The 26015-nt window shown below is 61.3% G+C and carries 22 protein-coding genes, 1 tRNA gene and 2 pseudogenes; 15 read left to right on the top strand and 10 right to left on the bottom strand.

Annotated elements, in window-relative coordinates:
• Nucleotides 1-11: 11 nt before the first annotated feature.
• Nucleotides 12-1574 (bottom strand): proton-conducting transporter transmembrane domain-containing protein, encoded by a 1563-nt coding sequence (locus FF124_RS17675; RefSeq protein WP_138749806.1) that lies wholly within the window; start codon nucleotides 1572-1574, stop codon nucleotides 12-14.
• Nucleotides 1575-1678: 104 nt separating this feature from the next.
• Here FF124_RS17675 and FF124_RS17670 point away from each other — a divergent pair, with 104 nt between their 5' ends.
• Complete coding sequence (locus FF124_RS17670; protein ID WP_138749805.1) at nucleotides 1679-2569, top strand: LysR family transcriptional regulator; 891 nt, start codon at nucleotides 1679-1681, stop codon at nucleotides 2567-2569.
• Between the two features lie 98 nt (nucleotides 2570-2667).
• On the opposite strand, the gene FF124_RS17665 is transcribed toward FF124_RS17670, so the two are convergent.
• Complete coding sequence (locus FF124_RS17665) at nucleotides 2668-4596, bottom strand: TRAP transporter large permease (protein WP_210237496.1); 1929 nt, start codon at nucleotides 4594-4596, stop codon at nucleotides 2668-2670.
• 97 nt (nucleotides 4597-4693) lie between these two features.
• Nucleotides 4694-5683, bottom strand: a complete 990-nt coding sequence (dctP, locus tag FF124_RS17660; protein ID WP_187326993.1) for a TRAP transporter substrate-binding protein DctP — start codon at nucleotides 5681-5683, stop codon at nucleotides 4694-4696.
• A 291-nt stretch (nucleotides 5684-5974) separates the two neighbouring features.
• Between dctP and FF124_RS17655 the strand changes: the two genes are divergently transcribed.
• Nucleotides 5975-7159 carry a glycoside hydrolase family 88 protein gene (locus FF124_RS17655; protein ID WP_138749803.1) on the top strand — a complete coding sequence of 395 codons (1185 nt, stop codon included), beginning with the start codon at nucleotides 5975-5977 and terminating at the stop codon, nucleotides 7157-7159.
• Nucleotides 7160-7245: 86 nt separating this feature from the next.
• Nucleotides 7246-8298 carry a LacI family DNA-binding transcriptional regulator gene (locus tag FF124_RS17650; RefSeq protein WP_138749802.1) on the top strand — a complete coding sequence of 351 codons (1053 nt, stop codon included), beginning with the start codon at nucleotides 7246-7248 and terminating at the stop codon, nucleotides 8296-8298.
• A 234-nt stretch (nucleotides 8299-8532) separates the two neighbouring features.
• Here FF124_RS17650 and FF124_RS17645 read toward each other — a convergent pair.
• A tRNA-Gln gene (locus FF124_RS17645) sits at nucleotides 8533-8606 on the bottom strand.
• 305 nt (nucleotides 8607-8911) lie between these two features.
• On the opposite strand from FF124_RS17645, the gene FF124_RS17640 reads away from it, so the two are divergent.
• On the top strand, nucleotides 8912-10540 hold the full coding sequence (locus FF124_RS17640) for a Ppx/GppA phosphatase family protein (protein WP_138749801.1): 1629 nt from the start codon (nucleotides 8912-8914) through the stop codon (nucleotides 10538-10540).
• A 2-nt stretch (nucleotides 10541-10542) separates the two neighbouring features.
• A complete protein-coding gene (locus FF124_RS17635) occupies nucleotides 10543-11247 on the top strand; it encodes an RlmE family RNA methyltransferase (protein ID WP_138749800.1) in 705 nt (234 codons plus the stop codon).
• A 45-nt stretch (nucleotides 11248-11292) separates the two neighbouring features.
• Here FF124_RS17635 and FF124_RS17630 read toward each other — a convergent pair whose 3' ends face one another.
• Nucleotides 11293-11982: a FadR/GntR family transcriptional regulator gene (locus tag FF124_RS17630; RefSeq protein ID WP_138749799.1), complete on the bottom strand. Its 690-nt coding sequence runs from the start codon at nucleotides 11980-11982 to the stop codon at nucleotides 11293-11295.
• 159 nt (nucleotides 11983-12141) lie between these two features.
• On the opposite strand from FF124_RS17630, the gene FF124_RS17625 reads away from it, so the two are divergent.
• The 4 genes from FF124_RS17625 (at nucleotide 12142) to FF124_RS17610 (ending at nucleotide 15676) form a co-directional block, all read left to right on the top strand.
• Nucleotides 12142-12930 carry a transporter substrate-binding domain-containing protein gene (locus tag FF124_RS17625; protein WP_138749798.1) on the top strand — a complete coding sequence of 263 codons (789 nt, stop codon included), beginning with the start codon at nucleotides 12142-12144 and terminating at the stop codon, nucleotides 12928-12930.
• A 70-nt stretch (nucleotides 12931-13000) separates the two neighbouring features.
• Complete coding sequence (locus FF124_RS17620; protein WP_138749797.1) at nucleotides 13001-13672, top strand: amino acid ABC transporter permease; 672 nt, start codon at nucleotides 13001-13003, stop codon at nucleotides 13670-13672.
• Complete coding sequence (locus tag FF124_RS17615) at nucleotides 13672-14421, top strand: amino acid ABC transporter ATP-binding protein (RefSeq protein ID WP_138749796.1); 750 nt, start codon at nucleotides 13672-13674, stop codon at nucleotides 14419-14421. The genes FF124_RS17620 and FF124_RS17615 overlap by 1 nt, the downstream gene beginning before the upstream one ends.
• 22 nt (nucleotides 14422-14443) lie before the next feature.
• Nucleotides 14444-15676, top strand: coding sequence for a cysteine desulfurase-like protein (locus FF124_RS17610; RefSeq protein ID WP_138749795.1), 1233 nt, complete (start codon nucleotides 14444-14446; stop codon nucleotides 15674-15676).
• Between the two features lie 165 nt (nucleotides 15677-15841).
• Here FF124_RS17610 and FF124_RS20985 read toward each other — a convergent pair whose 3' ends face one another.
• The gene (locus tag FF124_RS20985; RefSeq protein WP_342777076.1) at nucleotides 15842-16261 is read right to left on the bottom strand and encodes a helix-turn-helix domain-containing protein; all 420 of its coding nucleotides are present in this window, start codon (nucleotides 16259-16261) and stop codon (nucleotides 15842-15844) included.
• 192 nt (nucleotides 16262-16453) lie between these two features.
• Here FF124_RS20985 and FF124_RS20980 point away from each other — a divergent pair.
• From FF124_RS20980 to FF124_RS17590, 3 genes and pseudogenes are all read left to right on the top strand, one after another.
• Nucleotides 16454-16531: pseudogene (locus FF124_RS20980) on the top strand (flavin reductase); the annotation flags it as partial.
• 932 nt (nucleotides 16532-17463) lie between these two features.
• Entirely contained in the window at nucleotides 17464-19257 is a 1794-nt protein-coding gene (locus tag FF124_RS17595) for an autotransporter outer membrane beta-barrel domain-containing protein (protein ID WP_187326992.1), read from the top strand.
• The gene (locus FF124_RS17590) at nucleotides 19220-19471 is read left to right on the top strand and encodes an autotransporter outer membrane beta-barrel domain-containing protein (RefSeq protein ID WP_187326991.1); all 252 of its coding nucleotides are present in this window, start codon (nucleotides 19220-19222) and stop codon (nucleotides 19469-19471) included. Before FF124_RS17595 ends, FF124_RS17590 begins: the two co-directional genes overlap by 38 nt.
• A gap of 105 nt (nucleotides 19472-19576) precedes the next feature.
• Here FF124_RS17590 and FF124_RS20930 read toward each other — a convergent pair.
• Both FF124_RS20930 and FF124_RS21070 read right to left on the bottom strand, forming a co-directional pair.
• A pseudogene (locus FF124_RS20930) lies at nucleotides 19577-19747 on the bottom strand (IS1380 family transposase); the annotation flags it as partial.
• Nucleotides 19748-20219: 472 nt separating this feature from the next.
• A complete protein-coding gene (locus tag FF124_RS21070) occupies nucleotides 20220-20861 on the bottom strand; it encodes a Tn3 family transposase (protein WP_425462549.1) in 642 nt (213 codons plus the stop codon).
• On the opposite strand from FF124_RS21070, the gene FF124_RS20850 reads away from it, so the two are divergent.
• Nucleotides 20750-21823 carry an alpha-amylase family glycosyl hydrolase gene (locus FF124_RS20850; RefSeq protein WP_246072525.1) on the top strand — a complete coding sequence of 358 codons (1074 nt, stop codon included), beginning with the start codon at nucleotides 20750-20752 and terminating at the stop codon, nucleotides 21821-21823. The two genes, FF124_RS21070 and FF124_RS20850, sit on opposite strands and share 112 nt — an antisense overlap.
• Here the strand turns inward: FF124_RS20850 and FF124_RS17570 are convergent.
• A complete protein-coding gene (locus tag FF124_RS17570; RefSeq protein ID WP_138749790.1) occupies nucleotides 21759-22334 on the bottom strand; it encodes a TetR/AcrR family transcriptional regulator in 576 nt (191 codons plus the stop codon). The genes FF124_RS20850 and FF124_RS17570 overlap by 65 nt on opposite strands.
• A 186-nt stretch (nucleotides 22335-22520) precedes the next feature.
• On the opposite strand from FF124_RS17570, the gene FF124_RS17565 reads away from it, so the two are divergent.
• Nucleotides 22521-23528 carry an NAD(P)-dependent oxidoreductase gene (locus tag FF124_RS17565; RefSeq protein ID WP_138749789.1) on the top strand — a complete coding sequence of 336 codons (1008 nt, stop codon included), beginning with the start codon at nucleotides 22521-22523 and terminating at the stop codon, nucleotides 23526-23528.
• A gap of 81 nt (nucleotides 23529-23609) precedes the next feature.
• Here the strand turns inward: FF124_RS17565 and FF124_RS17560 are convergent, their stop codons facing one another.
• Nucleotides 23610-24662: a helix-turn-helix transcriptional regulator gene (locus FF124_RS17560; protein ID WP_138749788.1), complete on the bottom strand. Its 1053-nt coding sequence runs from the start codon at nucleotides 24660-24662 to the stop codon at nucleotides 23610-23612.
• 140 nt (nucleotides 24663-24802) lie between these two features.
• Here FF124_RS17560 and FF124_RS17555 point away from each other — a divergent pair, with 140 nt between their 5' ends.
• Entirely contained in the window at nucleotides 24803-25975 is a 1173-nt protein-coding gene (locus tag FF124_RS17555) for an alpha/beta hydrolase family protein (RefSeq protein WP_138749787.1), read from the top strand.
• Nucleotides 25976-26015 lie beyond the last annotated feature (40 nt).

Here is a 26015-nt window from a genome sequence, read left to right as displayed (position 1 = left end):
AAATCCTCTCCTCATTTGAACTTTGCAAGCCGGTACCCGCCGATGGCGCGGTCGAGCAGCGCGTTGAGATAAAGACCGTTGGCGATATGGACCCTGAGCCCCGCCGTTGACGGGTGATGCGCCCAGAGCGGGAACACCGCCTGCGCAAAGGCGACGAGTCCGAAGGAGGCGACGGCCAGCACGATCAGCGCCCATTCAAGCGGCCCGGCGGCAGGGGGGTGCGGCAGGGCGGAACCCCACATCAGCTTTGCCACCTGCTGGAAGGTGAAATAGGCAAGCGCGACAAGAAGCGACGACAGCGACGTGCGCCAGGTGAGTTCGACCGGTGCGGCATCGGCCAGTCCCTGCGCAACCAGATAGGCGACACCGAAGATCAGCATCGCGCCGATGGCGAGCGCCTGCGGCGACTTCGGGCCGGCCACCAGCGAGAAGACAACGGACACGACCGCGTAAAGAACAAGTGCGACGGCGAAGGAGCGCAGGACATTGGCCACGCTCGGAATGGCAATCGGGCCGGGACGCCGCAGGTTGGCAACGGCCGTAACCGCGCCGCCCGACGACAGAAACGCATGCGCCTTGTAAAGCGAATGGGCAACGATATGGAGAAGCGCAAGCGGCCAAAGGCCGAGGCCGCATTGCAGCAGCATGAAGCCCATCTGCGCGATCGTGGACCAGGCAAGCGCCGTCTTCACCGCGCTTTGCGTGAGCATCACCACCGCTCCGAAGAGCGCGGTCAGCCCGCCAAGGGCAACGAGCGCGCCCATCGCGCCGGGGCTCGACTGTACAAGATCGGCCGTACGGATCAGCAGGAACCCGCCCGCATTGATGATGCCGGCGTGAAGCAATGCCGAGACCGGCGTCGGCGCCTCCATCACCTCCGTGAGCCAGCCATGCAACGGGAAGGTCGCGGCCTTCAGGGCTGCCGCCAGCACCAGGAGACCGATCGCCAGATGCCCGACGAATGACAGTTGCGGCCCGACGGCCTCAAACAACGCACCGAGCTCGACCGTTCCGGTGCTGATGAAGAACAGAGCCGTGGCGAGGAAAAGGGCGCTGTCGCCGGCATGCCAGACCAGCGCGAACTTCGTTGCGGCCCGCCTTGCCGCCGCACGCTCCGGATAGAACAGAAGGAGTTGACGCAGGCAGATGCCGATCGCGACGAAACCGAGGAAAAGCACCGGCAGGCTTCCCGACTGGACGACAATCTGGACCACGGCCAGAGCGGCCAGCATCAGCCCGTGAAACCTGCCTTCCCGCGCTTCGCCGTCGAGATAGGAGCGGGCATAGCGCATGACCACCCAGCCGATGAACGCTACGAGCAGGGTCATCGTCACGCTTACGGCATCAAGCCGGAGGGCAAGCATGAAAGGACCTGCGAAGAGGCTTTCCGTCGATGGCCCGGAAACCAGGAGCTGCATCAGACCCGCCAGGGCCAACGGGATGGCGACAAACGCGCTGACCTCTGCGATGACAGGATATTTGCCCGGGCGACGGCCCGGGCGCGCGATCGAGACGGCGGCGGCCGCGAGCAGCAGGACAGGGATGAGCATCGGCAAAGGAACAAGATGCGGCATGGAGACCTCACGGATGATGGAACCTGCCGCCGATATAGCGGCTCGCTTTCATTGAAAAAATTACATATATTATTCAAAACCGTTCTGTTTTATGGAAGAATGAACTGTTGAACCTTCACCATCTTCGCCTGTTCCGGGCCGTTGCACGGGACGGCACCCTGACGGGAGCCGCCCGCGCCCTGAACCTCTCTCAATCGGCGCTCTCGTCGCAGATCAGGGCGCTCGAAGCGTCTCTCGGGCATGACCTGTTCGAGCGGCGGGGCCGTGGGCTGGTGCTGACCGAGGCCGGGCGGATCGCGCTCGATCATGCCGAGGCGATCTTCAAGGCAGCGGAAGATTTGACGGCAACGCTGAAGAATGCAGGCAAGGTGCGCCGCGCCTTGCGCGTTGGCGCGCTGGCGACGCTTTCCCGCAATTTCCAGATCGGGTTCATCGAGCCCCTGATCGGGCGCTCCGATGTCGAAGTGGTGCTGCGCTCCGGCGCCCAGCCCGAGCTGCTGAGAGCTCTCGAAGCGCTTTCGGTCGATGTGGTTCTGACAAATCTCGTGCCGGCGCGCGATGCATCGAGCCCCTATCTGGTGCACGCATTGTCGGAGCAACCGGTCAGCCTGATCGGGTCTGCGAGCGCGCGTGAACTCGCCGGGCGGCCGCTGCGCGCGCTCCTGTCCGCCTATCCCCTGATCCTGCCGACACCGGAATCAGCGCTCCGGGCCTCCTTCGATGCGATGGTGGTGCAACTCGGCATTTCCACGCGGATTGCAGCCGAGGCGGATGACATGGCGATGCTCCGCCTGCTGGCGCGCGCCGATGCAGGCCTTGCGGTCATCCCGCCGATCGTCGTCAGAGACGAACTCGCCTCGGGCCGCCTCATCGAGCTTGGCAGGCTGGAGGATCTCAGGGAAGAATTCTTCGCCATAACCCTGCATCGCCGCTTTCCAAACCCTCTGGTTGCCGAACTGTTGACAGCCTACGAGACCCGGACGGCTTCGATTTGAGACGCTCAGGTTGACGAGAGATTCGGCAGCGCTGGAAATCCCGAGCGAGAGGCCATCGCATTGTCGGAAAAGCCCTTGTGCAAAAGAGAGCTGACGGATCACACACCGAAGAGGCGCGGCAAGGTCAGCGACAGCGCCGGCACAAAGGTGATCAGCAGGAGACCAAGGATTTGAACCGCAAAGATCGGCAGAAGCGGCCCGATGACCTTGGTGATCTTCTCGCCCGATACGCTGCAGGAGACAAACAATACGGTTCCGACCGGCGGCGTGACCACGCCCATCGAAAGGTTGTAGACCATCAGCACGCCGAAATGGACGGGATCGACGCCCATTGCTGTCACGACGGGATAGAAGATCGGCGTAAAGATCAGTTGCGCCGGCGCCATGTCCATGAACACGCCGACAATCAGAAGCGCGACATTGATCAGAAGCAGGATGATGTATTTGTTGTCGCTGAGACTGGTCAGCATCTCGCCGATCGTGTCGGGGATCGAGGCAAAGGTCATGCTCCAGCTCATCAGGTTCGAGCAGGCGATCAGGAACAGAATGATACCGGTCGCGGCGGCCGTTTCGATCAGAACCTTGAGCAGGGTTTTCGGCGTCAGGCTGCGATAGAACAGCGCCAGGATGAAGCTGTAGAGAACCGCAATGCCAGAGCCTTCCGTGGCGGTGAAGACGCCCATGACGATGCCGCCGATAACCACGACCACAAGCATGAGGCTCGGTGCGGCCCTGAGGAAATTGCGGGTCACCTCGCTCATGCGGTAGGGGCTCTTGTCGGTCGCATATTTGCGCTTCTTGGCGTAGATATAGGCCACTGTCATAACCGCGGCGCCCATGATGATGCCAGGCACATAGCCCGCCAGAAACAGGGCAACGATGGAAGCGCTGCCGCCGGTGATCAGCGAATAGACGATCAGCGCGCCCGATGGCGGGATCAGCATGCCGCACGGGGCTGATGCCGCATTCACCGCCGTGGTGATCGGCATATCGTATTTTTCCTCGCGTGCGATCGGCGTCACGATTCCGCCAATCGCGGTCGCAGCGGCAATGCCTGAGCCGGAGAGCGAGCCGAACAACATGTTGGCCAGCGCATTGGTCTGCCACAGGCTGCCGGGAATGCGCCGGCCAAGCAGCATGGCGAAATCGATGAGACGGCGGGCGATGCCGGCCTGGTTCATGATATTTCCGGCCAACACGAAGAAGGGGAGCGCCAGAAATCCGAAACTGTCGAGCCCATTGAACAGTTTCTCGCCCATGGTCGAAAAAAGTTGCGCGGTGTCGACCTGCAAGCTGAGCGTGAGGATCCCTGAAAAGGCCAGGCCGACGGCGATCGATGTGCCCAGAACCAGAAGCGCAAACAGCGTGCCGAACAAAATGACGATCGAGAACAGTTCGAGATGATTATCGACCCAGCTCACATAGGTTTCGGTTCCCCGAAAAAGGCTTGCAACCAGGATGAAGGCCAAGATCAGGGCCATGACCGAAACAACATCGATTATCCGCGCCCGACCTGAGCGGACCAGCATTGCCAGCACAACAATCTGTGAGAGACAAATGAGCAGACCGGCGAACAGCAGCACGCTTTGCAGTGTCCCCACTGCGACATGAAGCATTGGCGTGAGGGTCAGCGCATTGCCGATCATCGCGTGATAGCCGCCCCATGCCAGAAGCGCTCCGAACAGGAATGTCAGCGCTGCATTAAAGGCATTGAGCCTGCCCGCCCAGCGTGGGTTCAGGGCATCGATCAAAAGCGGCAGATTGAGATGCTTGTTCAGCATGAAGCAGTATGCTGAGCCAAGAATACCGAGCCATATCAGCGAGTAACGCAACAGCTCCACCGTCAGGCTGCTCGGAGCATTGAAAAAGTAACGGGAGATCACCTGATAGGAAATCAGCACGGACATCATTGCCAAAAGCAGGGCGAGAACGATGCCGAGTGCGTGTGTCAGCCAATTATAGGCGCGCGAGAACAGGCCCTCTTCGCGCAGGATCTCATCAAATATAGGTTCTGATTGCTTGGTCATGGATCTCGTCCCGGATGGGGCGGCTCAGCAGATTGCGCCCGGTCGGCACCCTGAAAAATTGTCAACGGGCGGCTCCGGTGGAGCCGCCCGCAATTGCCTAGTCGAGTTGCCGTCCTTCGATCGCGAAGATGGCTTCCAGCAAGGCAGCCTTGCCGGGATCCTTGGCCGCTTCCGTATACATCGGCTCGACCGATTTCATCAGCGGCTCCTTGTCGATCTGGATGACCTCGACGCCAAGCTGATCGACAGCCTTCTGCAAGTCCTCCGCCTCGCTGCGGTCCGCGATCTCAATGGAGCGAGCCGAAATGTCGGCGAAGACGGAATTCACCACTTCGAGGTCTTCGGGAGACAGGCTATCCTGAAACTTCTGGCTTGCGACGACAAAGTCGGTAAGGCGCGTCTGATCGGTTTCGAGCGCATATTTTGCGACTTCGCCGAACTTCGCCGACCACAGACCCGCAAGCCCGCCTTCCGCACCGTCGACAACCCCCTGCTGCAGACCGGAATAAAGCTCACCGAAGGAGAGCGGCGTAGGAACTGCGCCGAAGCGATCCAGCATTTCGATGTAGGTCTCGGAGCTCATCGTACGGAGCTTCTTGCCATGAAGGTCGTCGATATTTGCAACCGGTGAGGTCGTGTAGATCGACCGGAAACCCGATGACAGAAAGCCGAGCGGCACAAAATTATGCTTTCCGGCCTCATCGAAAAGCGCTGCGCGCACGCCAGGATCTGCCATGACCGCGCCATACTCCTCCGACGTCCGGAAGATATAGGGAAGATTGACGACCCCATAGGCCGGAATGACATTTTCGAGCGCTGCGCTGTTCACCAGGCCGAGATCGATAACGCCCTTCTGAATCTGTGAAAAATAGTCGAGCTGGTCGCCGAGAACGCCATTGGCAAAGATCTTGATCTTGACCCGGCCGTCGGTTCCTTCCTCGACCCGCTCGACAAATTCGGAGAGCATATGCCCCGCCGTGCTGTCGGGCTGAACATTGTGTGCAAGTTTGTAGGTCTTGGCCTCGGCGTTTGTCGCCATAGCCGCGAGAACGCAGGCCAGCCCCAGAATTTTGCGAGAAATCTTCATTTTTTCCTTCCCTGAGCTGATCGTCATTGCAAAGACCGGGGACCTCCTGACCAGACCACCCATTCGGGTGGGTTTTTCGCTCCCGCTTGAGGGAACCTATCGGCCTCACTCCAGAATCAATTGAAAACGCATTTCGTCCTCCGCGCTCACGCTGCACTGACGATCGTGAACAGCGCCAACGAGCACACTGGTAACGCCAAGGAGCACGAAAGGTCAACATAAATTTTCTCTATTGACGAAAATACGAAAGTTTACGAAATTAAAGAAACAAATTTCGACAGGAGCCTTCCCATGAACCGTGTTGCGGACTCGTATTTCGCAAAGGAATCCGATGTGCCTACGAACGAAGCGCATCAGGCAGCCTTGATACGCTGCATCGAGCGCCTCGATCGGCAGATGCCGACCGTCGGGCTGCGCAACCCCAAGATCGGCAACGCCGCCAACCGTTGGATCTACTGCAACGGCCCAGACTGGGTGATGGGTTTCCAGACAGGGCAGCTCTGGCTTGCCTATCAGATGACCGGCAGCAGCGCCTTCAAGAATGCAGCCAAGGCAAGAAGGCCTGAGTTTGAACAGGTTCTCCGCGATCGCAGGCTTCGGGACCATGATCTGGGTTTTCAGTTCTCGCTTTCTTCCGTTGCCGAATGGCTCCTGACGGGGGACAAATCGGCTCGTTCGATGGGCCTTGCAGCCGCCGACGCCCTGCTGGCGCGGTTCAGACCCGAAGGCGGCTATATCCAGGCCTGGAGCGCACAGGGCACGCATGACCGGGAGAAGGCCGCCTTCGCCAATGGCCGGATGATTGCCGATACGATGCAGAACCTGGCGCTTCTTTTTTGGGCACATCGCGAGACGGCCATTGAAGACTACCGCGATGTCGCGCAGATCCATGCTGCCACTGCCGCATCCTGCCTTGTCCGGGATGATGACACGAGTTTCCACACCTTCGTATTCGACCCTTCAACCGGCGAACCCATTCGCGGTGAAACCCACCAAGGATATGCCAATTCATCCTGCTGGGCCCGTGGACAGGCCTGGCTGATGCATGGATTTGCACAGTGCTATGCCGCAACCGAAGACCCCGCTCATCTCGAGGTCGCCCGCAGGCTCTCAGCAAAAGCCGAGGCGCTGGTCGGGTCCGCTGCCGTTCCGGTCTGGGATTTCAACCTGCCAGACACCGAAACGCCTTACATCGATTCCTCGGCAGGTGCAGTCATGGCAGCGGGGCTTTACCTGCTGGCAGATCAGGATATCCCCGCGGAGGAAGCCCAGCGATGGCGCGCTTTTGCCGATCGCCTGATCGACGGGTTGCTTTCGACCTGTGACCTGACGAAGAGCGAAGGCGCCCAGGGGCTTCTTGCTCACGGCGCCGCGCATGTTCCCGCCGGTCGCTGCGACACGATGCTGCCTTATGGTGACTATTACTTCATGGAAGCACTGATGCGCTCCGTGGGGCATACCCAGTTTTTCTGGTAAAAGAACCGTGTGGGCGTGACAGCAATAGGAAAGTTTCGCGAAGTTTCGTATAAGGCGACTGAGAGAGACCATGCGCCGGACCGATCATGACGAAGCAATTGCCCGCCCCAACGCTGAAGGATGTTGCAGATGCAGCGGGACTATCCGTTGCAGCCGTCTCCAAGGTGTTCAACAACCGCGAAGGTGTCAGCGCCGCCAATCGCGCCCTGGTGACGCGCATCGCCGAGGAAATCGGCTATCGCGGTCGTAGCGGCCGCGCCACCATTGCCACACGGATATCCTCCGCGCTCGTTGTCACCCTGGACAAATACGTCACCAATGACGTGTTCTACGGTCAGATCATCGACAGCCTGCTGAAAAGCGCCCGCGAAGAAGGCATCGACATCAATCTGGCACTGGTCACATCGAACGATCCGACGAGTGCCGACTACGACACCCTGCGCAACATCCGCGCCGATGCCGCAATCCTCGTCGGGCTCGACGAGGCTCCGGTCATCGATGCCGTGCGCTCCACCGGTCGCCCGGCGGTGCTGGTCAATGGCATGGATCGCAAGATGCAGCTTTCCAGCGTCTCGCCGGACTATAATTTCGGTGGCTGGGCGGCCACCCAGCATCTGCTGGAGCTCGGCCATCGTGAGATCGTCCATGTGACCCATCTCTACCGGGAATCGCTGAAACGCCGCATGCTCGGCTTTCGCGACGCCATGGAAGAGGCGGGCATCGCCTTCTCGATGGATCATCATGTGATCGACGTCGGTGATCCCGATCTCCTGACGCTTTCCTGCCGCGACAAGATCACAGAGATCCTCCGTGAACGCACACCAAGGCCAACCGCAATCTTCTGCGCCAGCGATCTGGTTGCCTTGGGCGTGATGCAGGCCGCAGCCTCGCTGGGGCTTTGCGTACCGGATGATCTGTCCATCATCGGCTTTGACGATCTTTCGCTCGCCGCGCATGCCTCGCCGCCGCTGACCACAATGCATATGGATCGCGCCGAGATGGGCCGGCTGGCGATAGACCTGCTCCTCGAACAGTCACTGGCCCGCTTCAATTCTGCCCGCCGCATTACGCTGGGCGTTGAACTGATCGAACGAAAAACCACCGCGCCGTCCGGAGGTTTCAAGGTGCTGCCGGATTAAGGCGTTTCACAGTCAGGTGGAACGACTGCAGTGCGCCCACGTGTTGGACCGCCGGACGTTGGATTTTTCCGGGGGCGGAGCAGGCAGAGCAACACGGCGGCGCCCAGTGTAAACGGCGCCTCATCTGAAGCAGCCTGATGCCCGTTTGCGCCACAGTCATGGGTGACACTGCGGCGTGGAACCGCGGAGAAACAGATTAAACTGCCTTTTATTGCAATAGCTTGAAGATTGATTTGGCTGGGGAACCTGGATTCGAACCAGGACTAACGGAGTCAGAGTCCGTGGGTCTACCGTTAACCTATTCCCCAACAGGCGGCGAAGAGCGCCGTCGGTGTGGGGCGCTTATAAACAGAATTGTCCCGGCTTGCCAAGGGGGTCTGCGGAAAAATTCCGCTGTTTTCTTGTGCCGACGCCCCCTGCGCGTGACATTGGCTGACGCGGTTTCGACATCCGCCGGAAGGGCGTTTTCCGGAAGCGCCTCGATTGGCAAAAGAAAAGGCATTGGCCTTACCTGTCCCCGCTGCTATGATGGCGGCAACTGAAAATCGATTGAGCGCCATGTTGCGAGCGGCCCCTGCGGCGACGGCTTGCGCGGCGCGATGGAACTGAAAAAGTGGAAGACCCCCAAAACAGCGACAGGCTGTCTGATGGCGGGGCGCGCTTGACAAAAGGCGGCGAGGGCAAGCGAGCCCGCCGTCGCCGATCCCGGAAAGGCAGCAGCAATGCCGCCGCCGGTGTGCCCGCACTGAAGAGCGGCGCCAAAGCGCCGACAGAGCCGGCCCAGCCCCAGGCTGAAGCCGCCCCCCGAAAACGCAAGCGCCGTCGCGGCAAACGACGCGGCGGGGGTGATGACGTTTCTGTCGCCGGCGATGCCCGGCAGAGCGCCGAAACCGCTGCGCCTGATTCCCGCCGGAAAGGCGATGCCGCGGACGCAAGCCAAAAGGCCGCCGGCGCAGGCCACAAGAAGCGCAGACGCCGGCGCAAGGCCCATACGCGCGGGCCCCTCGGCTCTGACGGATGCAAGCACCAGCACGCCGCAACCCAGCCCGCTGAAGCGCCGGAAGGCGGGACGCAGCAGGCGGTCGCCGCCTCGCAAGGCACGGTCGGCAAACCGGCGGCGCACAATGGTTCAGCAGCTCAACCCGCTTCGCAGCACAATGCACGTCCGGCGGAGCGCGGAACAAGGTCCGGCAGCGGACAGCACCATGCCGGCAACACGCTTTATGCCGCGCTCGACCTCGGCACCAATAATTGCCGGCTTTTGATCGCCCAGCCGACGCGTCACCACCAGTTTCGCGTCGTTGACGGCTTTTCGCGCATCGTCAGGCTTGGCGAGGGGCTGGCGGCAACGGGCAGTCTTTCACCCGAGGCCATGGACCGCGCGGTCGAGGCGCTGTCGCTCTGCGCGGCCAAGCTGAAGGGCCGGTCGGTGCGCCGCATGCGGCTGATTGCGACCGAGGCCTGCCGCGCGGCGGACAATGGCGACGCCTTCCTCAAGCGGGTGCGGCATGAAACAGGGCTCGAGCTCGAGATCATCAACCGCGAGACCGAGGCGCGCCTTGCCGTTTCCAGCTGCGCCTCGCTGATCGGCCGGGAGACGCGCTCGGCAGTGCTCTTCGATATCGGCGGCGGCTCTTCGGAAATCGCCGTCATCCGGCTCGGCGAGAACCGTTCGCAGCGCATCGCCAACCATATATCGCACTGGACGTCACTGCCTGTCGGCGTCGTCACCCTTTCGGAACGCTATGGCGGGCATAACGTCACGCCGGCGATCTTCGAGGACATGGTGGCTGAAGTCACCGCGCTGCTCGGCGATTTCCACTGTCCGGAGGTCGAAGGCGGCGCGGATGATGATGGGTTCCATCTGATCGGCACCTCAGGGACCGTGACGACGCTCGCCGGCGTCCACCTTGATCTGCCGCGCTATGACCGGCGCAAGGTTGACGGCATCTGGCTGTCCAATGACGAGGTTTCGGCCATGCAGGACAAGCTGCTCTCCTGGGATTTCGCCGGGCGGGCGGCCAATCCCTGCATCGGGCCGGACCGGGCCGATCTTGTGCTCGCGGGCTGCGCCATTCTGGAGGCGATCCGCCGTCGCTGGCCGGCGCAGCGCATGCGGGTTGCCGACCGGGGCCTGCGCGAGGGCATTCTGACCGACATGATGATGCGCGACGGCGTTTGGCGCTCGAAAAGGCGCCGGGGCGGCTTCAACCGTCCGCCCCGCCACGACAACAGGGATTGACCATGGCCAAGCAAACGCAAAAACCGGTCCGCACGGGCCGCAAGATCGGCCAGAAGGTCAAGAAGACCAAGCTGAAGGCTTCATCGCGGCGCTGGATCGAACGGCACATCAACGATCCCTATGTGCAGCGCGCGAAGACCGAAGGCTTCAGGGCGCGGGCCGCCTACAAGCTGCTCGAGATCGACGAGAAGCACCAGTTTCTCAAGGGCGCGCGCCGGATCATCGATCTGGGTGCCGCTCCCGGAAGCTGGTCGCAGATCGCCGCCAAGGTGACCGGCTCGACGGATACCGACGTCCGCGTCGCCGCGATCGATTTCCTCGAAATGGCGCCGGTTCCCGGCGTCAGGTTCTTCGAGATGGACTTTCTCGACGACGAGGCGCCGCGGCTTCTGCGCGAGGCGCTCGACGGCCCGCCGGACCTGGTGATCTCCGACATGGCCGCGCCGACCACGGGCCACAAGCGCACCGACCATCTGCGCACCATGTATCTGTGCGAGGTGGCGGCCCATTTCGCCATCGAGACGCTGGCCGAGGGCGGACATTTTCTCGCCAAGACCTTTCAGGGCGGCGCGGAACACGACCTCCTGACGATGCTGAAGCAAAATTTCAGGCAGGTGGTCCACGTCAAGCCGGCGGCCTCCCGCTCGGAATCGGTCGAGATGTTCCTGCTCGCAAAGTCCTTCAAGGGGCGCGCGCAGGACGATTGAGTCCCTTTTTTCCTTGCTTGGGGGCGGCCGACACTCCTCACCGTCTCAGGGGGCAAGGCCCGCGCATTGGGCCGTGTTACGGATATGGGCCTGCATGGCCGCGCCTGCGGCCTCGCTGTCGCCCGCACGAAGGGCGGCGACGATGGTTCGGTGCTCGCCGACGGAGGCCTTCATCCGTTCCGGATCCGTACGCGGGATCGGCTGGCGCTGGGTCTCCGTCAGCTTGTCGCGCACGGCTTCATAGAGGTCGCGCAGCATGGCGTTGGAACAGGCCGAGACGATGATGCCGTGGAACGCCAGATCGGCCTCGACATTGGCGATCAGATCCTGGCGCGCCCAGCTCTCCTCCATCGCCGCCGTTGCCTGCTCCATCAGGTCGAACTGGTAGTGGGTGAGCCTTCCCGCCGAAAGCCTTGCGATCTCGCCTTCCAGCATCACCCGGGTCTGGAACACGTCAAATACGGAATAGCTGTCGGCATAGCGCCAATTGCCGGTATCGCGCGCCTGCGGGCTCCCGCTCTTGGTCACGAATGTCCCCCGGCCGGGTTCGGTTTTGACCAGCCCCAGCGTCTCGAGCGTCAGCAGCGCTTCTCTCAACGAAGGCCGGCTGACGCCGAATTTCAGCGAGAGTTCGCGCTGGGACGGGATCTTCTCGCCGTCCTTCAGTTCGCCCGACTGGATCATGGTCTGTAACTGGCGCGCGACCGATTGCGGCAGAAGTGTCTTGTTGAGCATGCGGTCCCCGCCTCCCCGATTGATCCGGCCAGTCTATTTTTTCGGGCCCCGTCTTGCAAAGCGGAAAAAGCCGTGCATGATTGGTCTAACTGGTCAGACCGGTTTAACCAGTTTGGCCAATTTAGGCGAAGACCAAACCAAAGCACAAGGGGAACCACAATGAAACGCACTCTGAAAATCACGCTTCTTTCCGCCGTCGCGGCACTGGCCGCCGCCGGCGCAAACGCCGCCGACTGGACCGTCGGCGCCAATATCGGCAATGTTCCGTGGGAATTCGAGGATGCCGGCGGCAAGACCGTCGGCTTCGAGGTCGACCTCGTCGAAGAGATCGCGGATCGCATGGGCAAGACCGTCGAATTCGTCAACACGCCGTTCAACGGCTTGTTCCCGGCCGTCCAGTCGGGCCGCATCGACATGGCCGTCTCCTCGATCACGATTACCGAAAAGCGCCTCGAATCGGTCTCGTTCGCCCAGCCCTATTACGACAGCGACCAGTCGCTCTCGACCAGCGCCTCTTCCGGCGTGTCCGGCCTTGCCGACATGGACGGCAAGGTTGTTGGCGTCGACACCGGCTCGACCGGCGACATGTGGGCCGAAGCCCACAAGGACGAATACGGCTTTTCCGACATTCGCCGCTATGAAGGCCTGGCGCCGGCCATGCTCGACATGACGGCAGGCCGCATCGACGGCTATATCTCCGACATTCCCGCCGTGCTCTACTACGTCAAGGACAAGCCGGAGCTGAAGGTGGTCGAACGCATCCCCACCGGCGAGAAATACTCGATCATGTTCGCCAAGGACGCCCCGCTTGCCGAAGAGGTTAACGGCGTGATCACCGCGCTGAAGGAAGACGGCACGCTGGCCGCAATCTACGAGAGCTGGTTCGGCGCCGCGCCCGAGGCCGGCACCTCCACGGTTGAGGTCCTCGACATGCCGATGGCGAAGTAAGCGCCTTTTTTCCGTACTCGGGCCGGCCACTGCCACAAGTGGCCGGCCCAACCCGGAGCCTTCTCCCGCCATGGATCTGATCAATACATTCCTGAATGTCGATGTCTTCGTCGACAGCCTGCCGCAGCTGATGCGCGGCCTGCTTGTGACGCTGGAGATCGGCATCCTCAGCATTCTCGTCGGGCTTGCCGGCGGTCTTCTGCTCGCGGTCACGCGGCTTTATGCGCCCCGCATTCTTGGCATTCTCATCCGCTTCTATATCGACATCTTCCGATCAATCCCGCTGCTGGTGCTGCTGATCGTCGTCTATTACGCACTGCCCTTCGTCGGCATCCGGCTGTCGGCTTTCCTCTCCGCGGTCACCGCCCTGTCTCTGGTCTCCGCCGCCTATACTGCCGAAATCTTTCGCGCCGGCATCGAGGCCATTCCGCGCGGCCAGTTCGAGGCATCCGCCGCCTTGGGGCTTTCCGAACGCCACACCATGGTCGATGTCGTACTGCCGCAGGCGATCCGCATCGTCATTCCGCCGCTCACCAACAATTGCATCAACGTGCTGAAGGATACGGCCCTTGCCTCGGTCGTCGCCATGCCGGATCTTCTCAAACAGGCGACCCAGGCGCAGGCGCTTGCCGCCAATCCGACGCCTTTGATCGGCGCGGCGCTGATCTACATCATTCTTCTCTGGCCGATGGTGGCCATCGTCACGCGGCTTGAGCAGCATTTCAGCAAAGGGAGGCGCTGATGGCCGAGAAAGCGCGCACGCAGATTTCCATCCGCAACCTGAAGAAGGCCTATGGCGACTTCACCGTTCTGCACGGCATCGATCTCGACATTGCCGAGGGCGAGGTGGTCTGCGTCGTCGGCCCTTCGGGCTCCGGCAAGTCGACGCTGATCCGCTGCATCAACCGGCTCGAGGGCTTTTCGGAAGAAAGCAGCATCGAGATCGACGGCCTCCCCGTCAGGCGCGGTCCGGAACTGGCGCAGGTGCGCGCCGAGGTCGGCATGGTGTTCCAGAATTTCAACCTGTTCCCGCATATGAGCGTGGTGCGCAATGTGATGCTCGCGCCGATGCGCGTGCGCGGCACATCGGCGGACAAGGCCCGCAGACACGCGCTTGCCCTGCTGAAGCGCGTCGGCATCAGCGAGCAGGCGGAAAAATACCCCGCACAGCTTTCCGGCGGCCAGCAGCAACGCGTGGCCATCGCCCGGGCGCTGGCGATGGAGCCGCGCGTGATGCTGTTTGACGAACCGACCTCCGCGCTTGATCCGGAAATGGTCGGCGAGGTTCTCGACGTGATGCGCGATCTTGCCGGCACCGGCGTCACCATGATTATCGTCACCCACGAAATGGGCTTTGCCCGGCAGGTCGCCGATCGGGTCATCTTCATGGACGGCGGGCGCGTCGTCGAGGCGGGCGCGCCGACGGAAATCTTCGATACGCCGCAAGAGGCGCGCACCCGCGATTTTCTCCGCGCCGTGCTCAATCACTAGACAACAACAAGAGGTAACACCCGTGTCCGGATCATCCACTCTCGACCTTGATTTCGTCCGCAGCCAGTTTCCGGGCCTGAAGCAGGATTGGGCCTTCTTCGACAATGCCGGCGGATCGCAGATCCTGAAGGGCGCGGTCGAGCGCATCAACGAATTCCTCTATGAGAAGAACGTGCAGATCGGCGGATCGTATGATGTTTCGCAAAAGGCCGCAGCAGCCCTTTACGAGGCGCGCACCGCCGCTTCGCACCTCGTCAACGCCGCCCGTCCCGAAGAGATCGTCTTCGGCCCGTCATCGACCGTGCTGCTTCAAAACCTTGCGCGCGCCATGCAGAGCCAGTTCGCACCGGGCGACGAAATCATCGTCACCGTCGCCGATCACGAGTCGAATATCGGCCCCTGGGACCGTCTCCAGGCGATGGGCGTCGTGGTCAGGTTCTGGCCGCTCGACAAACTGACGATGACGCTGAAACTGGATGACCTCGCGCCGCTGATGAACGAGCGGACAAAGCTCGTCTGTTTCAACCATGTCTCCAATATTCTGGGATCGGTGAATGACGTGCGCGCAATCGCCGATTTCGTGCACGAACGCGGCGCTCTAATCTGTGTCGATGCGGTGGCCTATGCGCCCCACCGCGCCGTCGACGTGCAGGCCTTTGACGCCGATTTCTACGTCTTCAGCCTCTACAAGGTGTTCGGCCCGCATTACGCGCTGATGTACGGCAAATATGCGCTTCTTACCGAACTCGACACGCTCTACCACTATTTCTACGGCAAGGACAAAATCCCCGGAAAACTCGAACCCGGCAACCCGAATTACGAACTCGCCTATGCCACGTGCGGCATTGTCGACTATCTCTGCGAACTCGGCGAGCAGGCCGGCGAAACCGGCACGGCGCGCGCGAAGATCGAAGCGGGGTACAGGGCGATCACCGCCCAGGAAATAGCGCTTTCCGAGCGGCTCCTGTCCTATCTTAGGGCCCGCAATGACTGCGAGATCATCGGCGATCCATCCGGACTTAACCCGAACCGGGTGCCGACGATTGCCTTCCGTCTCGACAACCGGAATTCGGCGGAGGTGTGCAACGTGATCGACAAACACCGCATCGCCATCCGTCACGGTGACTTTCACTCCCGGCGCCTCGCCGAATATCTCGACCAGACCGAAGACGGCGGCATGCTGCGCGTGTCCATGGTGCATTACAACACGCTCGACGAAGTGGATCGGCTGACGGCGGCGCTCGACGCGCTTTGAGAACCAGGACGTGAAACGAGAACGGCCCGCCGCTCTTCAGGCGGCGCCGCCAAAGCTTGATTGACGCGTTATGCCTCAGCGCATGGCTCTCCTCCAGCCGCCTGACAGGCGCATCGCAGTTGCACAAAAAAGGTGGGCTCCGGCAGCAGCCGGCGAAATCACCCGTCAGCCGTGACCGTTCTGCCGCGCGGCAAGCTGACGCTGACGCCAGGCTGCCGGCGCCTCTCCCGCCATCCGTCGGAAAAAGCGCGAAAAATAGGCCGGATCGTCAAAGCCGATCTCGCGGGCGATATCCTCCACGGGGCGGATGGTAAACAACAGAAGCCGCTTGGCCTCGGTCAGGCGTCGTTCAAGGATCAGCGTCTTCACCGACGTGCCGAATGTGTCATGCGCCGCCTTGTCGAGGAGATGCCGGGTCGTCGCCAGTGACGCCACATAGCGGTCGACCGGACGGTTCTCGCGAAAATGCGCCTCGATCTCGCGGCGCAGCGCCAGACCGAGCGCGGCAGCAGGAGAAACGCGTGCCGGAAGGGCGCGCTCAAGCCTGCGCACATGGGCGAGAATGGCATGCGCCAGCCCCGTCATCACCGAAATGCTCTCCCGGTCGCCCACCCGGTATTCCTCCAGAATGATCCGGCAGAGCGATGCCAGATGCGCGAAGGCGAGCTGCCTTGCATCGCCCGCAACGAATACGGCCCGCTCCGGCATCACGGCGAAGGCATCATGGGCGGAGCGCAACCCGCCATCGGCGATCGAGAGCACGATCGCGTCGGCATCCGCGCCGACGGCCACGCCCTCCTCTATTTCGACCGCAACTTCGTGCATGTGCCAACGGCGACGGGGAGTTTCGGGGGGGGGGTAGGTGGGGGCCTTCAGACGGCTGCCAAAACGTTGATGTGTTGCACAACGGAAACACCCATAGAGAGACAACTAAATAAAAACAATGTAAGATTGCGATTTTTGTTTAGCCGGTCTTGGCTGCGTCGCAACTATTAGCGATCAGGGAGAGTGATGTGCAGACTGGAAAAACATATGCATTTGCAAAAGCGATGCACAGGGAGCGGGAGCGATGGCGCTCCTCGGCGTCAGGCATTGCTCTGGCGCTATGGGCCCTTGCCGCCACCTGCACCACGGCCCACGCCACCGACAACGGTACGTGCGGACCAACCGACAGCAACGGAGCCGTCAATTGCAATGACGCAATTTACCCTAACGGTATCGCCTACACTGCCACGGAGCCGCTCACGCTGAATTTCACGAACCCCGATACCGTGGTTGACAAAGGCATCAGCATCACGGCGTCCAGTAACAATGTAACCATTGCAGCGAACAAATATAAAATCATTAAAGGACCTATTTCCGTCGTTTTGAATGGAGATCAAAGCGGTTTCATACAATCTAATCTGGTATTTTCCGGAAATACGCTAAACAGCCCTATTCTGATTTCCTACCCCGGCTCCGCTGACGCATACCTTTACACGACCTGGCTTGGAAACACGCTGAATATCACTGAAGCCGGTGCAAGCGCCGTCACCACACCCGCGAACAAGAACACACAAGTCTTGCTGGGTGGCCTGACCCTTACAATGTCGCCCGGCACGTTCAGCGCAGTCCGTTTCACCAACAGCGAGGCTCAGTCCGCAACTTCGTGGGTCATTGTGGACTCCACGACGACTGTCAATGCGCAGGATGCAGAGTATTTCTATTTCAACGACGTAGACGGCCCTCCCTTCGACACGGCCTCCTTCGCTCTCATCGAGAACCATGGAACCGTTTTCGGAGATGCCATGCTCGGAAATGGTGCTTCCAAGGTCTCTCTCTCGGACGGTTCCCTTTATTCGGGCACGATCTTCGGCGACTATGATCCGTCCCGGGGCCCGGCACCGGCATCATCGCCTTCGGCGACCGACCTTCTCTCACTTGAAGGCGGCCGTTTCGAAGGGGCATTCCTTGGTCAGTTTGGCGATGACACCGTCCAGTTCCAGTATAATGACGGCGGCACCAGCCTCATCGCCACCGCCACATTCGACGGCGGCGACAATGGCCCCAACGGCGACAGACTTTACTTCAAAAATACTGTAAACTATCCGTATCAAACCGTCGTATCGGGCTTGGATGCCTCCCGTTTCGTCGGCTGGGAGCTTTTCGACCTCGATGTGGCGACGGTGACGATCTCAGCCGGCACGCTCGATCTCGGTAGCGCTGGAACGCTCACAATCGCGTCCAAAAGTACGCTGATAGTAACGTCGCCGACCTTTCCGGCCATCATTGCCGATACAATTTTCATCGACCCGACCAGCCAGCTTGTCCTTAAGAGCGGGTTCACCATGATCAACAGCGCCATCAACAGCAATGGTACGATCTCCATGCTCGACGGCAGCGTATCCACAGGACTGGTCCTTGACGGCACCTATTTCGGCGGGCCTGGCTCATCCATCCTCTTGGAGGCGGATCTCGGACAGCTTGCCGCCGACCAGATCGAGCTCACTCCTCTGAATGGAGATATCCTGCTCGGAACCCGAAGCGCGATCGGAATTAACCTCCTTTCGAGCGGTGCGAAACCGGGTGCTGTAAACCTGATCATGACCAATTACGGCACACCGCTGTCCAACAATGTCTTCTATCTTAAGGACGGGCCTGTTACGGCTGGCGCCTTCGCCTACAACCTCTATTTTACGGAAACCGCCACGAGCTATGGCCAGCAGGCGGGCGTCTATCTCGCCAGCGCGCCGCCGGAGAGTTTTGCCGACCTGTTGGAGGAGAACGGCGAGATTACCACGGATACCGTCCGTCTGGCGGCCGCCGGCACCACCTTCCAGCCCTATGTGCCGCTCTACGAGGCCTATCCTTCCGTGCTGCTTCAGATGAGCCGGCCCTCCTCGCTCGATCGGCGCGCGGGCGCGCGCTATGACGGCGGGGCGGCGCTGACGGCGGGGCCGGCGCCGGCTGCCCTTTGGGGCCGCACGGCCGGCGATTTCAGCCATTTCGACCCGAAAAGCGCCACAACCGGCTATGATTACGACCTCTCCGCCGTTCAGTTCGAGGCCGGCCTCGACGGCCTGTTGCTCGACAGCGCCGAGGGTGCGCTTATCGGCGGGCTCACCGGGCACTACCGCAATGGCGAGGCGAAGATTTCCTCGCCCTATGGCGCCAGCAAGATCCATCCCGATGGCTGGGGCCTCGGGGCGACGCTCACATGGTTCGGCGAAAACGGCTTTTATGCCGACGGCCAGGCGCTTGCCACCTGGTATTCGAGCGAGTTGAAGGCGGAAGACCTGCCGCTTGCCCCCGAGGACAGCGATGCCTTCGCCTATGCCTTTTCCGCCGAGATCGGCCAGGCCTTCGCGCTCTCCGACGGTCTGTCGCTGACGCCGCAGGCCCAGCTTGCCTTCACATCCGTGCACATTGACGGCTTTACCGGCGCCTATTCCGACAAGGTCGATTTCGATGACGGGCAGTCTCTGTTTGCCCGGCTGGGCGCGAAGCTGGAAAAGACCGCCGCCTGGCAGGATGCGGCCGGGGTTTCCCGCAAGGCGCGGCTCTATGGCGCGGCTCTATGGCGCGGCCAATATCGGCCATGAATTCCTCGGCAAGACCACGGCGACCGTCTCCGACATCTATGCCTTCTCCTCCGAGCCGGATGACTGGGCGGGCGAGGTCGCCATCGGCGGGGCGATCGACTGGCAGGCCGGCAAGCTGCAATACGCCGCCTTCGCCGAGATCACCGCCACAACCGGCTTTTCCACCGGCTCCTACAGCTATGGCGGCAATCTCGGCCTCAAGGTGAAGTTTTGAGGCGGACGACATCTCGCCATCCGGTCCGATCGCCCGGTTCCGATGTCCTGTCGGGGCCGGACGGGACGGTCAACCGAGAAACTTCCCTTCGCGCTTGAATTGAATGCGGTCCGGAAATCGCGGATGTTTGCAGCTCGTTACATGTAGGCGCCGCTCAACGGCGGCCAGAAGCATGCGGCCGCCGTCCGATGTGATGCGATCGCCATCGAACGCGGCTGTGGTCTTCTTGGCGCAAACAGCTGGAAAACCAAACGGCAGGAACGTATCGTCGGTCATGGTGGGTGTGGCTCGGGCTATGCGTTAAAGAGATGAGCTTAGACAAAAAATAATACGTGAAATCAATAGTTTAAGCTGCAGCCGCCAACCTTTTCAAGTCGCGTCGTGAATGAGACGCGACGAAGGCGAGCATCCGCTTTGCGTCTGACACGGCCCCAGGTTTTTGCCTGAAAAAACGGGGGATCAGGGTGGCGCTGCCCCCTCCCCCTCAAGGAAAAAATCGGGTCTCCCTATCCTTCCGCGCTCGCTGCGCTCCCTTGTGCAGAGCCTGGCGAGCAACCGCGCTCGCGCGGATTCTCGCCGGCGCCTCCGGCGTGGGCGATACCCCTCCCAATTTCTGCCTTTCCCCCAACCTCCCGCTGTTCCGCACGAGCTCGGGAGCAGGAACAGGGCTCCTTCCCGAACGGGCAAGAGCAGGACCGTTTCGTGGGGAACAAGGGAAAACGGGAAACAGAAATGTCGGAGAGAATCATCACGGTCGCGCTGAACAGGCTTGAGGCAGACCTTTGACCGTTAGCAAGACCTTCAGCAGCGACGGATCAGGGCGCTTGCCGCGTCGATTCTTGCGGATGCTGGAGATGGGTAGAGACCGCCATTGATGTTGACTGGTCGGTCTTTGACAGGTTCGGGCGGCGCTACCCGAAACGGGTTGATCTGACCGAGGACGAAAAGGCCGGGCTTGACGATCTTGTTGCCCGTTACGACGCGCTGGCCGCGCTTGAAAGGCCGAGCGAGAACTACAATCGGCATTGAGCGTGACCGGCTGGATCGTGAAACGGTTCTTTATGAGACCGTCGAGGATATGGACGGCTTCCCAGACGCCGCAGGGAATGAAGGTGATGAACAGCGCAATATAATTGCAGGCGATATGGTGACAGGCGATGCCGCCATAAGCACCGTAGCGGATGTGTTGAGCACCCGGCAGATTGCTTTCACGCAGCGGCGCATGGGCTCCATCAGCGATTGCGCGCGGACGGCTTCCAGCGCTGAAGCTGGTCCAGGATGCCCGTCCCTGAGAATATCGAGCAGAGGGCGCTCGCGCATGCGGGCGTGGATCTGCATCAGTTCGAGCAACCGGAGCAGAAGGGGGCGGGTTTTGGCGTGATTCGGCCACGGCAACGGCAAACGGTTGTTGTGCCAGGCGCTGACGGTTTCGCATGGTTCCGACAGCGCCTCGCCGCCGCCCTGCTCGCCCAGCAGGACGCGGATGCGTGGCCCGGCATCGGTGTCGCTTTCGCCGTTTTTTGCGGTTTCCAGTACCTGCCCCAAGACGGCGACCAGTTTCTCCTCGATGTCTCTGTGCTGGTCCCGGAGAATCTTGAATTTTTCCCTGGCGGCGGCCTGCGTCTTGCGCACGCGGCGCAACCACATTTCGATCAGTTAATCACGAAATTGCACACGGACCTCTCGCAGAAGGCTCAAGACCAGATCGACGCCGCAAGTCCGATGGGACGCGCGATGTTCACCATCATTGGCGCCATGGCTGAGCTGGAATCCTCACTTATCAGCGAGCGCGTCACCACCGACCATTTCCGTAACGACCCGCGCCTTGGCGATGACGGCGATTTCGACAGGCTGGTGGCTGAGGCGCAGGCACGCGGGCTGCGGGTCGTTCTCGACGGCGTGTTCAATCTTGTCGGGCGCAGCCACCCCTTTGTCCGCGACGCGCTGGAGCACGGCGGATCATCACCGAGAGCGTCATGGTTTCGCTACACCCCGGAGGGCGAACTTGCCACCTTCGAGGGGCACCATGGTCTCGTGGCGCTCAACGGCGAAAATCCTGAGGTCGAGGACTATGTCCGCCGGGTCATGCTGCACTGGCTCGACCGTGGCATCGCCGGCCGGCATGGCGCTGACCATGCTGCTCAAACTCTGGTTTCTCGACCGCATGGCCTGGCTCTGCAGCGATATGGAAAAGGTCAACGCCGACGACACCGCATGGTCGCGCGACGATGGAACGGGTTGATAGCCGTGCGCCGAACAACCTTGCCATCGCCGGATCGAAGCGGAATCAGTCCCGGCCAATCGCGGTCACGATCAGCGTCGCGAGATCGGCGACGGCATCGGTCTTGCTGATTCGGCCGCGGGTCATCGCGTCTGAAAGCGCGTTGGCCGCGCCGAGGATCGCGATTGCGCGGCGCTGAAGCGCAGGTCCGGACAGGTTGGAAAACGGCTTCAGAACATTGGCATAATGGGCGATATGCTCATCCAGCATCTCGCGCTCATAGGCCTCCATTTCAGGATCGCCCTTTAGCGCACTCCCAATCGCATGGAACTCGGGGCCGACGCTTTCGTGGCAATCCATATAGGCCTCAGCCAGCAGCCGAGCGACCTCTGCAAGTTCCGCCGGCGCATTGGCCAGCGCTTCCTGCGTTGCGCGGACCTGCTGCTCGTTGATCTCCCGATAAAGGGCGATCATCAGGCCCGAACGCGTACCGAAATGGTTGTAGGTGATCGGCTTGCTGACGCCCGCCCGCTCGGCAAGGCTTCCAAGCGACAGGGCATCCGTGCCGCTTTCGCGCACCATTTCGCGCGCCGTCTCCAGCAATTGCGCGCGCCGCTCCGCTTTCGGCATTTTTTTCGACATGTCACGCCCGTGAGGTTGAAAGCAGCAAGATTCCGCTTATATTACCTTTAGTAACTTACTAATAGTATATTACTGATTGTAACACGCGATCCCGATAAAGGCCATCCCCGCTCGACGCGACCGAATGTCGGCGGGGCCGATGCCGGGATATAGCAAAATATCGTAGCACGATACACAGGAGATCCCATGCGACACGACCCCATTCTTCTCGTTGGCGGCGCCGGCTTTGTCGGCCGCCAGACCGCGCAGCATCTGCGCAAGCACTTCCCGGACGTCCCGCTGCTGATCGGCGGACGCAACCTTGCCCGCGCCGAGGAAGCGGCGGCAGAAATCGGCAATGCCCGCGGCGTCGCCGTCGACCTGGCGAAACCGGATCTCGGTCTGGGGGATCAGCCAATCTCTGCGCTGGCGCTGTTCTTCAAGGAGGATAGCCTTGGCAGCCTGCGCTTCGCACAATCGCGGGGGGTTCCCTATCTCAGCATTTCGTCCGGTATTCACGAAGTCGCGCCGGAAGTCGCGGCCTATATGCTGAATGCATCCGCCGCGCCGGTGGTGCTCGGCGCCGAATGGCTCGTAGGGGCCACGACGATCCCGGCCCTGGAGGCGGCAAAGGCCTTCGCCACGATCGACGATGTGCGCATCAGCGCGATCATCGACGAGAACGACATCGGCGGTCCGGCAACATATGCCGATATGGAGCGCCTGACCAAGATGATGCCCGCCGCCCTGTCGATTGAAAACGGCGCTCAGGTCTGGCGCAGCGGGGAAGAGGTGCAGACCGAGGTGACCGCGGTTGACGGCACGGCAATGCCCGGCGAGCTGCTTTCGCCCAATGATGTCCTCATCCTCGCCGAGGCGACGCGGGCCCCAAATGTCACGTTTCGTCTGGGTATCGGCGAATCGTCCTCTCGGCGGCGCGGCGAACCGCTGTCCACGGAAATCATCGTCGAACTGACCGGAAAATCCCGCGATGGCGCGCCGCTGAAATCCACCCAGGCGGTGGTGCATCCCGGTGGCCAGATGCCGCTCACCGGCATGGGCGTCGCCATGCTTCTCGAACGGCTGACCGGACTGACCGGCGAACCGGTTTCCGCCGGGCTTTATTTCCCCTCGCAGCTTCTGAACGCGCAAGACTATATGACGCGTCTGAAGGCGACGGGCGGCGAGGTGCGCAATCTTGACGGCAATCGCTGATTTATCGACCGCGTCCCGTGGTTAAAACAGTTCGGGGCGGGGGTGCCGGATGGCGTCCCCGCCCCGAAAAGCCGCGAAGGCTCACGTCTCGCTTTCCGGAACCGCGTTCTTTTTGCGCCGCAAGGCCCCCGGAGAGGTTCCAAACCAGCGTAGCGCCGCGTGGTTGAAGGCCGAAAGTTCGCCGTAGCCGAGCCGAAAGGCGATTTCCGAAAGCGAAATCCTGCGATCGCCGAGAAGCCGGCGCGCGGTTTCGGCGCGCACCGCATCGACTTCCTGCCTGAAGGACGTTCCCTCGCCTGAAAGCCGTCTCTGCAGGGTGCGCACCGACATGCCCAGAAAAGACGCCACACTGCTCTCCGATGAAATCGAACCCGCCATATGCTCACCGAGATGATGACGCACACGGCCTGCGACACCGTCCAGAGCCGGAACGTCATCCAGCCCCCTTTCGGCGGCGTCTTCCAGCGCCTTCCAGACGGGAAGCGAGGTGTCCTTGCGCACATCCTTGAGGCGTGCGCGGTCAAACGTCACCGCGGCTTTGGGCTGTTCGAAAAGCAGGCGAGAACCGAACACCCGATGAAGCGGCTCAAGGTTGGAAGGCGCTGCAAAATCGAAATGTGCCGAGACCGGGGACACCGTCACCCCGAAAACATGTTCGGGAATGAGCGCCACATTGGCCAGGGCCCAGATCGTGCCGAATTGCGCGGCCGCCACGAACTGCGGTTCGATCCTGGCGTGCGTGTGCGTCATCGTCAGTTGATGGGGTGTACTGGTGAGTTCAAAGGCAGAACGCTGATTCAAGAGGCGATTGAAGCGGGCTATCTGATAGAAAACGGCATGCGGCGTCTCGCTTTGCAGGATCAGTTCGCCGAGAATGCCGAGCCGGGTGAGGTCCGTCTGCAGCGCCAGAACCGCGCCCACCTCGGGCCCGCCCCAGCGATCGACCAGAAGCATGCCGAGTTCAAGAACAGCCTCTTCCCCCATGTGAGAACCGGCGGACTGTCCATGCTTCAACACAGCCGAAGCCTTTCGAAATCCTGCGGTCTCCGGCTTCGATATCAGGTCATGCTGCCGGGCAAGGTCGATCAGCAGGTCGAACAGATCGATGGATGTCTTGGCCTCGAATGTGCGCATGGCGGCAGCCTTCAACGGGACGGGGGTGCCAGATTACGCGAAGTGGCGGAAAATATCAAAAAATTGGCGGGAAATATCAAAAAATATCCTCTGACCTGCGCGATACCGGAGATCGTTCAAACCGATCAGGAGGCATGACAATGTCAGATTTCAACAAAACGTCTTCAGGGCCCGTCGGCATTCGTCATCTTTTCGAAGACCAGACCTATCACTTCCAGGCCTTGCGTGTGCTGAGCGACGCCGGCGCCGGCGGCGCCGATATCGCCGAAGTGCTGCAGGCGATATCGACCGTACCCGCAGGCGACGCCGATGCATGGTATGACGCGTTCTCGCGCATCGCGCGCGTCAACGAGACGCTGGCAAACGATTGCAGCGACCGCATGAGCCGCGGCCTTGCCCGCTTTCGCGCGCACACCTACTGGCGGACGTCGGAGTTCTTTCTCCCCGGCGACGATCCGCGGCGCGCCATTGCCTGGAAAGCCCAGATCGAAAGTTTCGATCACGGGCTTGCCGACCATTCCATCGCCTATCAGCGCTATGAGACGCCTTATGAAAACGGTGCGCTCAAAAGCATCTTTTTCCCGGTCGAAGGCGGCGAAAAACGCCCCTTGATCGTGATCGTCGGCGGTTTCGACGGCACGCTCGAAGAGCTTTATTTCATGATGGGCAAGGCGGCCAATGAACGGGGCTACAGCACGCTTCTTTATGAAGGTCCCGGACAGGCGGGTCCGGTGCGCGAGCAGCAGATGTATTTCACCCACGAATGGGAAAAGCCAACCAGTGCGATCCTCCACGACATTCTGGCGAAGCATCCGGAGTTCGACCGGGTCATCCTGACGGGCATCAGCCTCGGCGGCTATCTTGCGCCACGGGCGGCGGCATTCGACGACCGGATTGACGGCGTGATTGCCTTCGATGTGATGTATGATTTCGGCGCGGTCGTCGAGAAATTCCGGCCGATGATCCATCATCCGGTCTATTCGAAACTGCCGGGCGTGGCCTGGGCACTGGAAAACGGGCAATGGGTGTTCGGCAAGGAAAGCCCGGAGGCTTTCATCGACGCCACCCATCCCTTCACGCTTGAAGGTGTCGCGCAGCAGATCAAGGGCGATGTCCTGATCCTCGCCGGTGCCATCGACCACTTCGTTCCCGTCTCGCAGGTTGACGATTTCGAAAAGAGCCTCGTCAACGCCCGGTCAGTCGAAAGCGTCGTCTTCAGCGAGGAATCGGGCGGCGGAGAGCATTGCCAGGTGGGTGCCGCCGCACTCTGGCAGGCCGCCGCATTCGACTGGATCTCGCGGCGCTTCGGGTAAGGGTCGAGGCTGGGACAGACGATAGGTCTCGTGACAAGTC

It is taken from the genome of Martelella lutilitoris, from assembly GCF_005924265.1.
Lineage (GTDB): Bacteria > Pseudomonadota > Alphaproteobacteria > Rhizobiales > Rhizobiaceae > Martelella > Martelella lutilitoris.
Note: the sequence above shows the minus strand (reverse complement) of the source record. Positions and strands in the feature narration are given on the sequence as shown.

What these genes read in the sequence shown, in the direction of transcription:
- FF124_RS17675 (WP_138749806.1), bottom strand. Translation starts at nt 1,574, where the DNA reads ATGCCGCATCTTGTTCCTTTGCCGATGCTCATCCCTGTCCTGCTGCTC.
- FF124_RS17665 (WP_210237496.1), bottom strand. Translation starts at nt 4,596, where the DNA reads ATGACCAAGCAATCAGAACCTATATTTGATGAGATCCTGCGCGAAGAG.
- dctP (WP_187326993.1), bottom strand. Translation starts at nt 5,683, where the DNA reads ATGAAGATTTCTCGCAAAATTCTGGGGCTGGCCTGCGTTCTCGCGGCT.
- FF124_RS17655 (WP_138749803.1), top strand. Translation starts at nt 5,975, where the DNA reads ATGAACCGTGTTGCGGACTCGTATTTCGCAAAGGAATCCGATGTGCCT.
- FF124_RS17650 (WP_138749802.1), top strand. Translation starts at nt 7,246, where the DNA reads ATGACGAAGCAATTGCCCGCCCCAACGCTGAAGGATGTTGCAGATGCA.
- FF124_RS17635 (WP_138749800.1), top strand. Translation starts at nt 10,543, where the DNA reads ATGGCCAAGCAAACGCAAAAACCGGTCCGCACGGGCCGCAAGATCGGC.
- FF124_RS17630 (WP_138749799.1), bottom strand. Translation starts at nt 11,982, where the DNA reads ATGCTCAACAAGACACTTCTGCCGCAATCGGTCGCGCGCCAGTTACAG.
- FF124_RS17625 (WP_138749798.1), top strand. Translation starts at nt 12,142, where the DNA reads ATGAAACGCACTCTGAAAATCACGCTTCTTTCCGCCGTCGCGGCACTG.
- FF124_RS17620 (WP_138749797.1), top strand. Translation starts at nt 13,001, where the DNA reads ATGGATCTGATCAATACATTCCTGAATGTCGATGTCTTCGTCGACAGC.
- FF124_RS17615 (WP_138749796.1), top strand. Translation starts at nt 13,672, where the DNA reads ATGGCCGAGAAAGCGCGCACGCAGATTTCCATCCGCAACCTGAAGAAG.
- FF124_RS20985 (WP_342777076.1), bottom strand. Translation starts at nt 16,261, where the DNA reads ATGACGGGGCTGGCGCATGCCATTCTCGCCCATGTGCGCAGGCTTGAG.
- FF124_RS17595 (WP_187326992.1), top strand. Translation starts at nt 17,464, where the DNA reads ATGCTCGGAAATGGTGCTTCCAAGGTCTCTCTCTCGGACGGTTCCCTT.
- FF124_RS17590 (WP_187326991.1), top strand. Translation starts at nt 19,220, where the DNA reads ATGGCGCGGCTCTATGGCGCGGCCAATATCGGCCATGAATTCCTCGGC.
- FF124_RS20850 (WP_246072525.1), top strand. Translation starts at nt 20,750, where the DNA reads ATGCCCGTCCCTGAGAATATCGAGCAGAGGGCGCTCGCGCATGCGGGC.
- FF124_RS17570 (WP_138749790.1), bottom strand. Translation starts at nt 22,334, where the DNA reads ATGTCGAAAAAAATGCCGAAAGCGGAGCGGCGCGCGCAATTGCTGGAG.
- FF124_RS17565 (WP_138749789.1), top strand. Translation starts at nt 22,521, where the DNA reads ATGCGACACGACCCCATTCTTCTCGTTGGCGGCGCCGGCTTTGTCGGC.
- FF124_RS17560 (WP_138749788.1), bottom strand. Translation starts at nt 24,662, where the DNA reads ATGCGCACATTCGAGGCCAAGACATCCATCGATCTGTTCGACCTGCTG.
- FF124_RS17555 (WP_138749787.1), top strand. Translation starts at nt 24,803, where the DNA reads ATGTCAGATTTCAACAAAACGTCTTCAGGGCCCGTCGGCATTCGTCAT.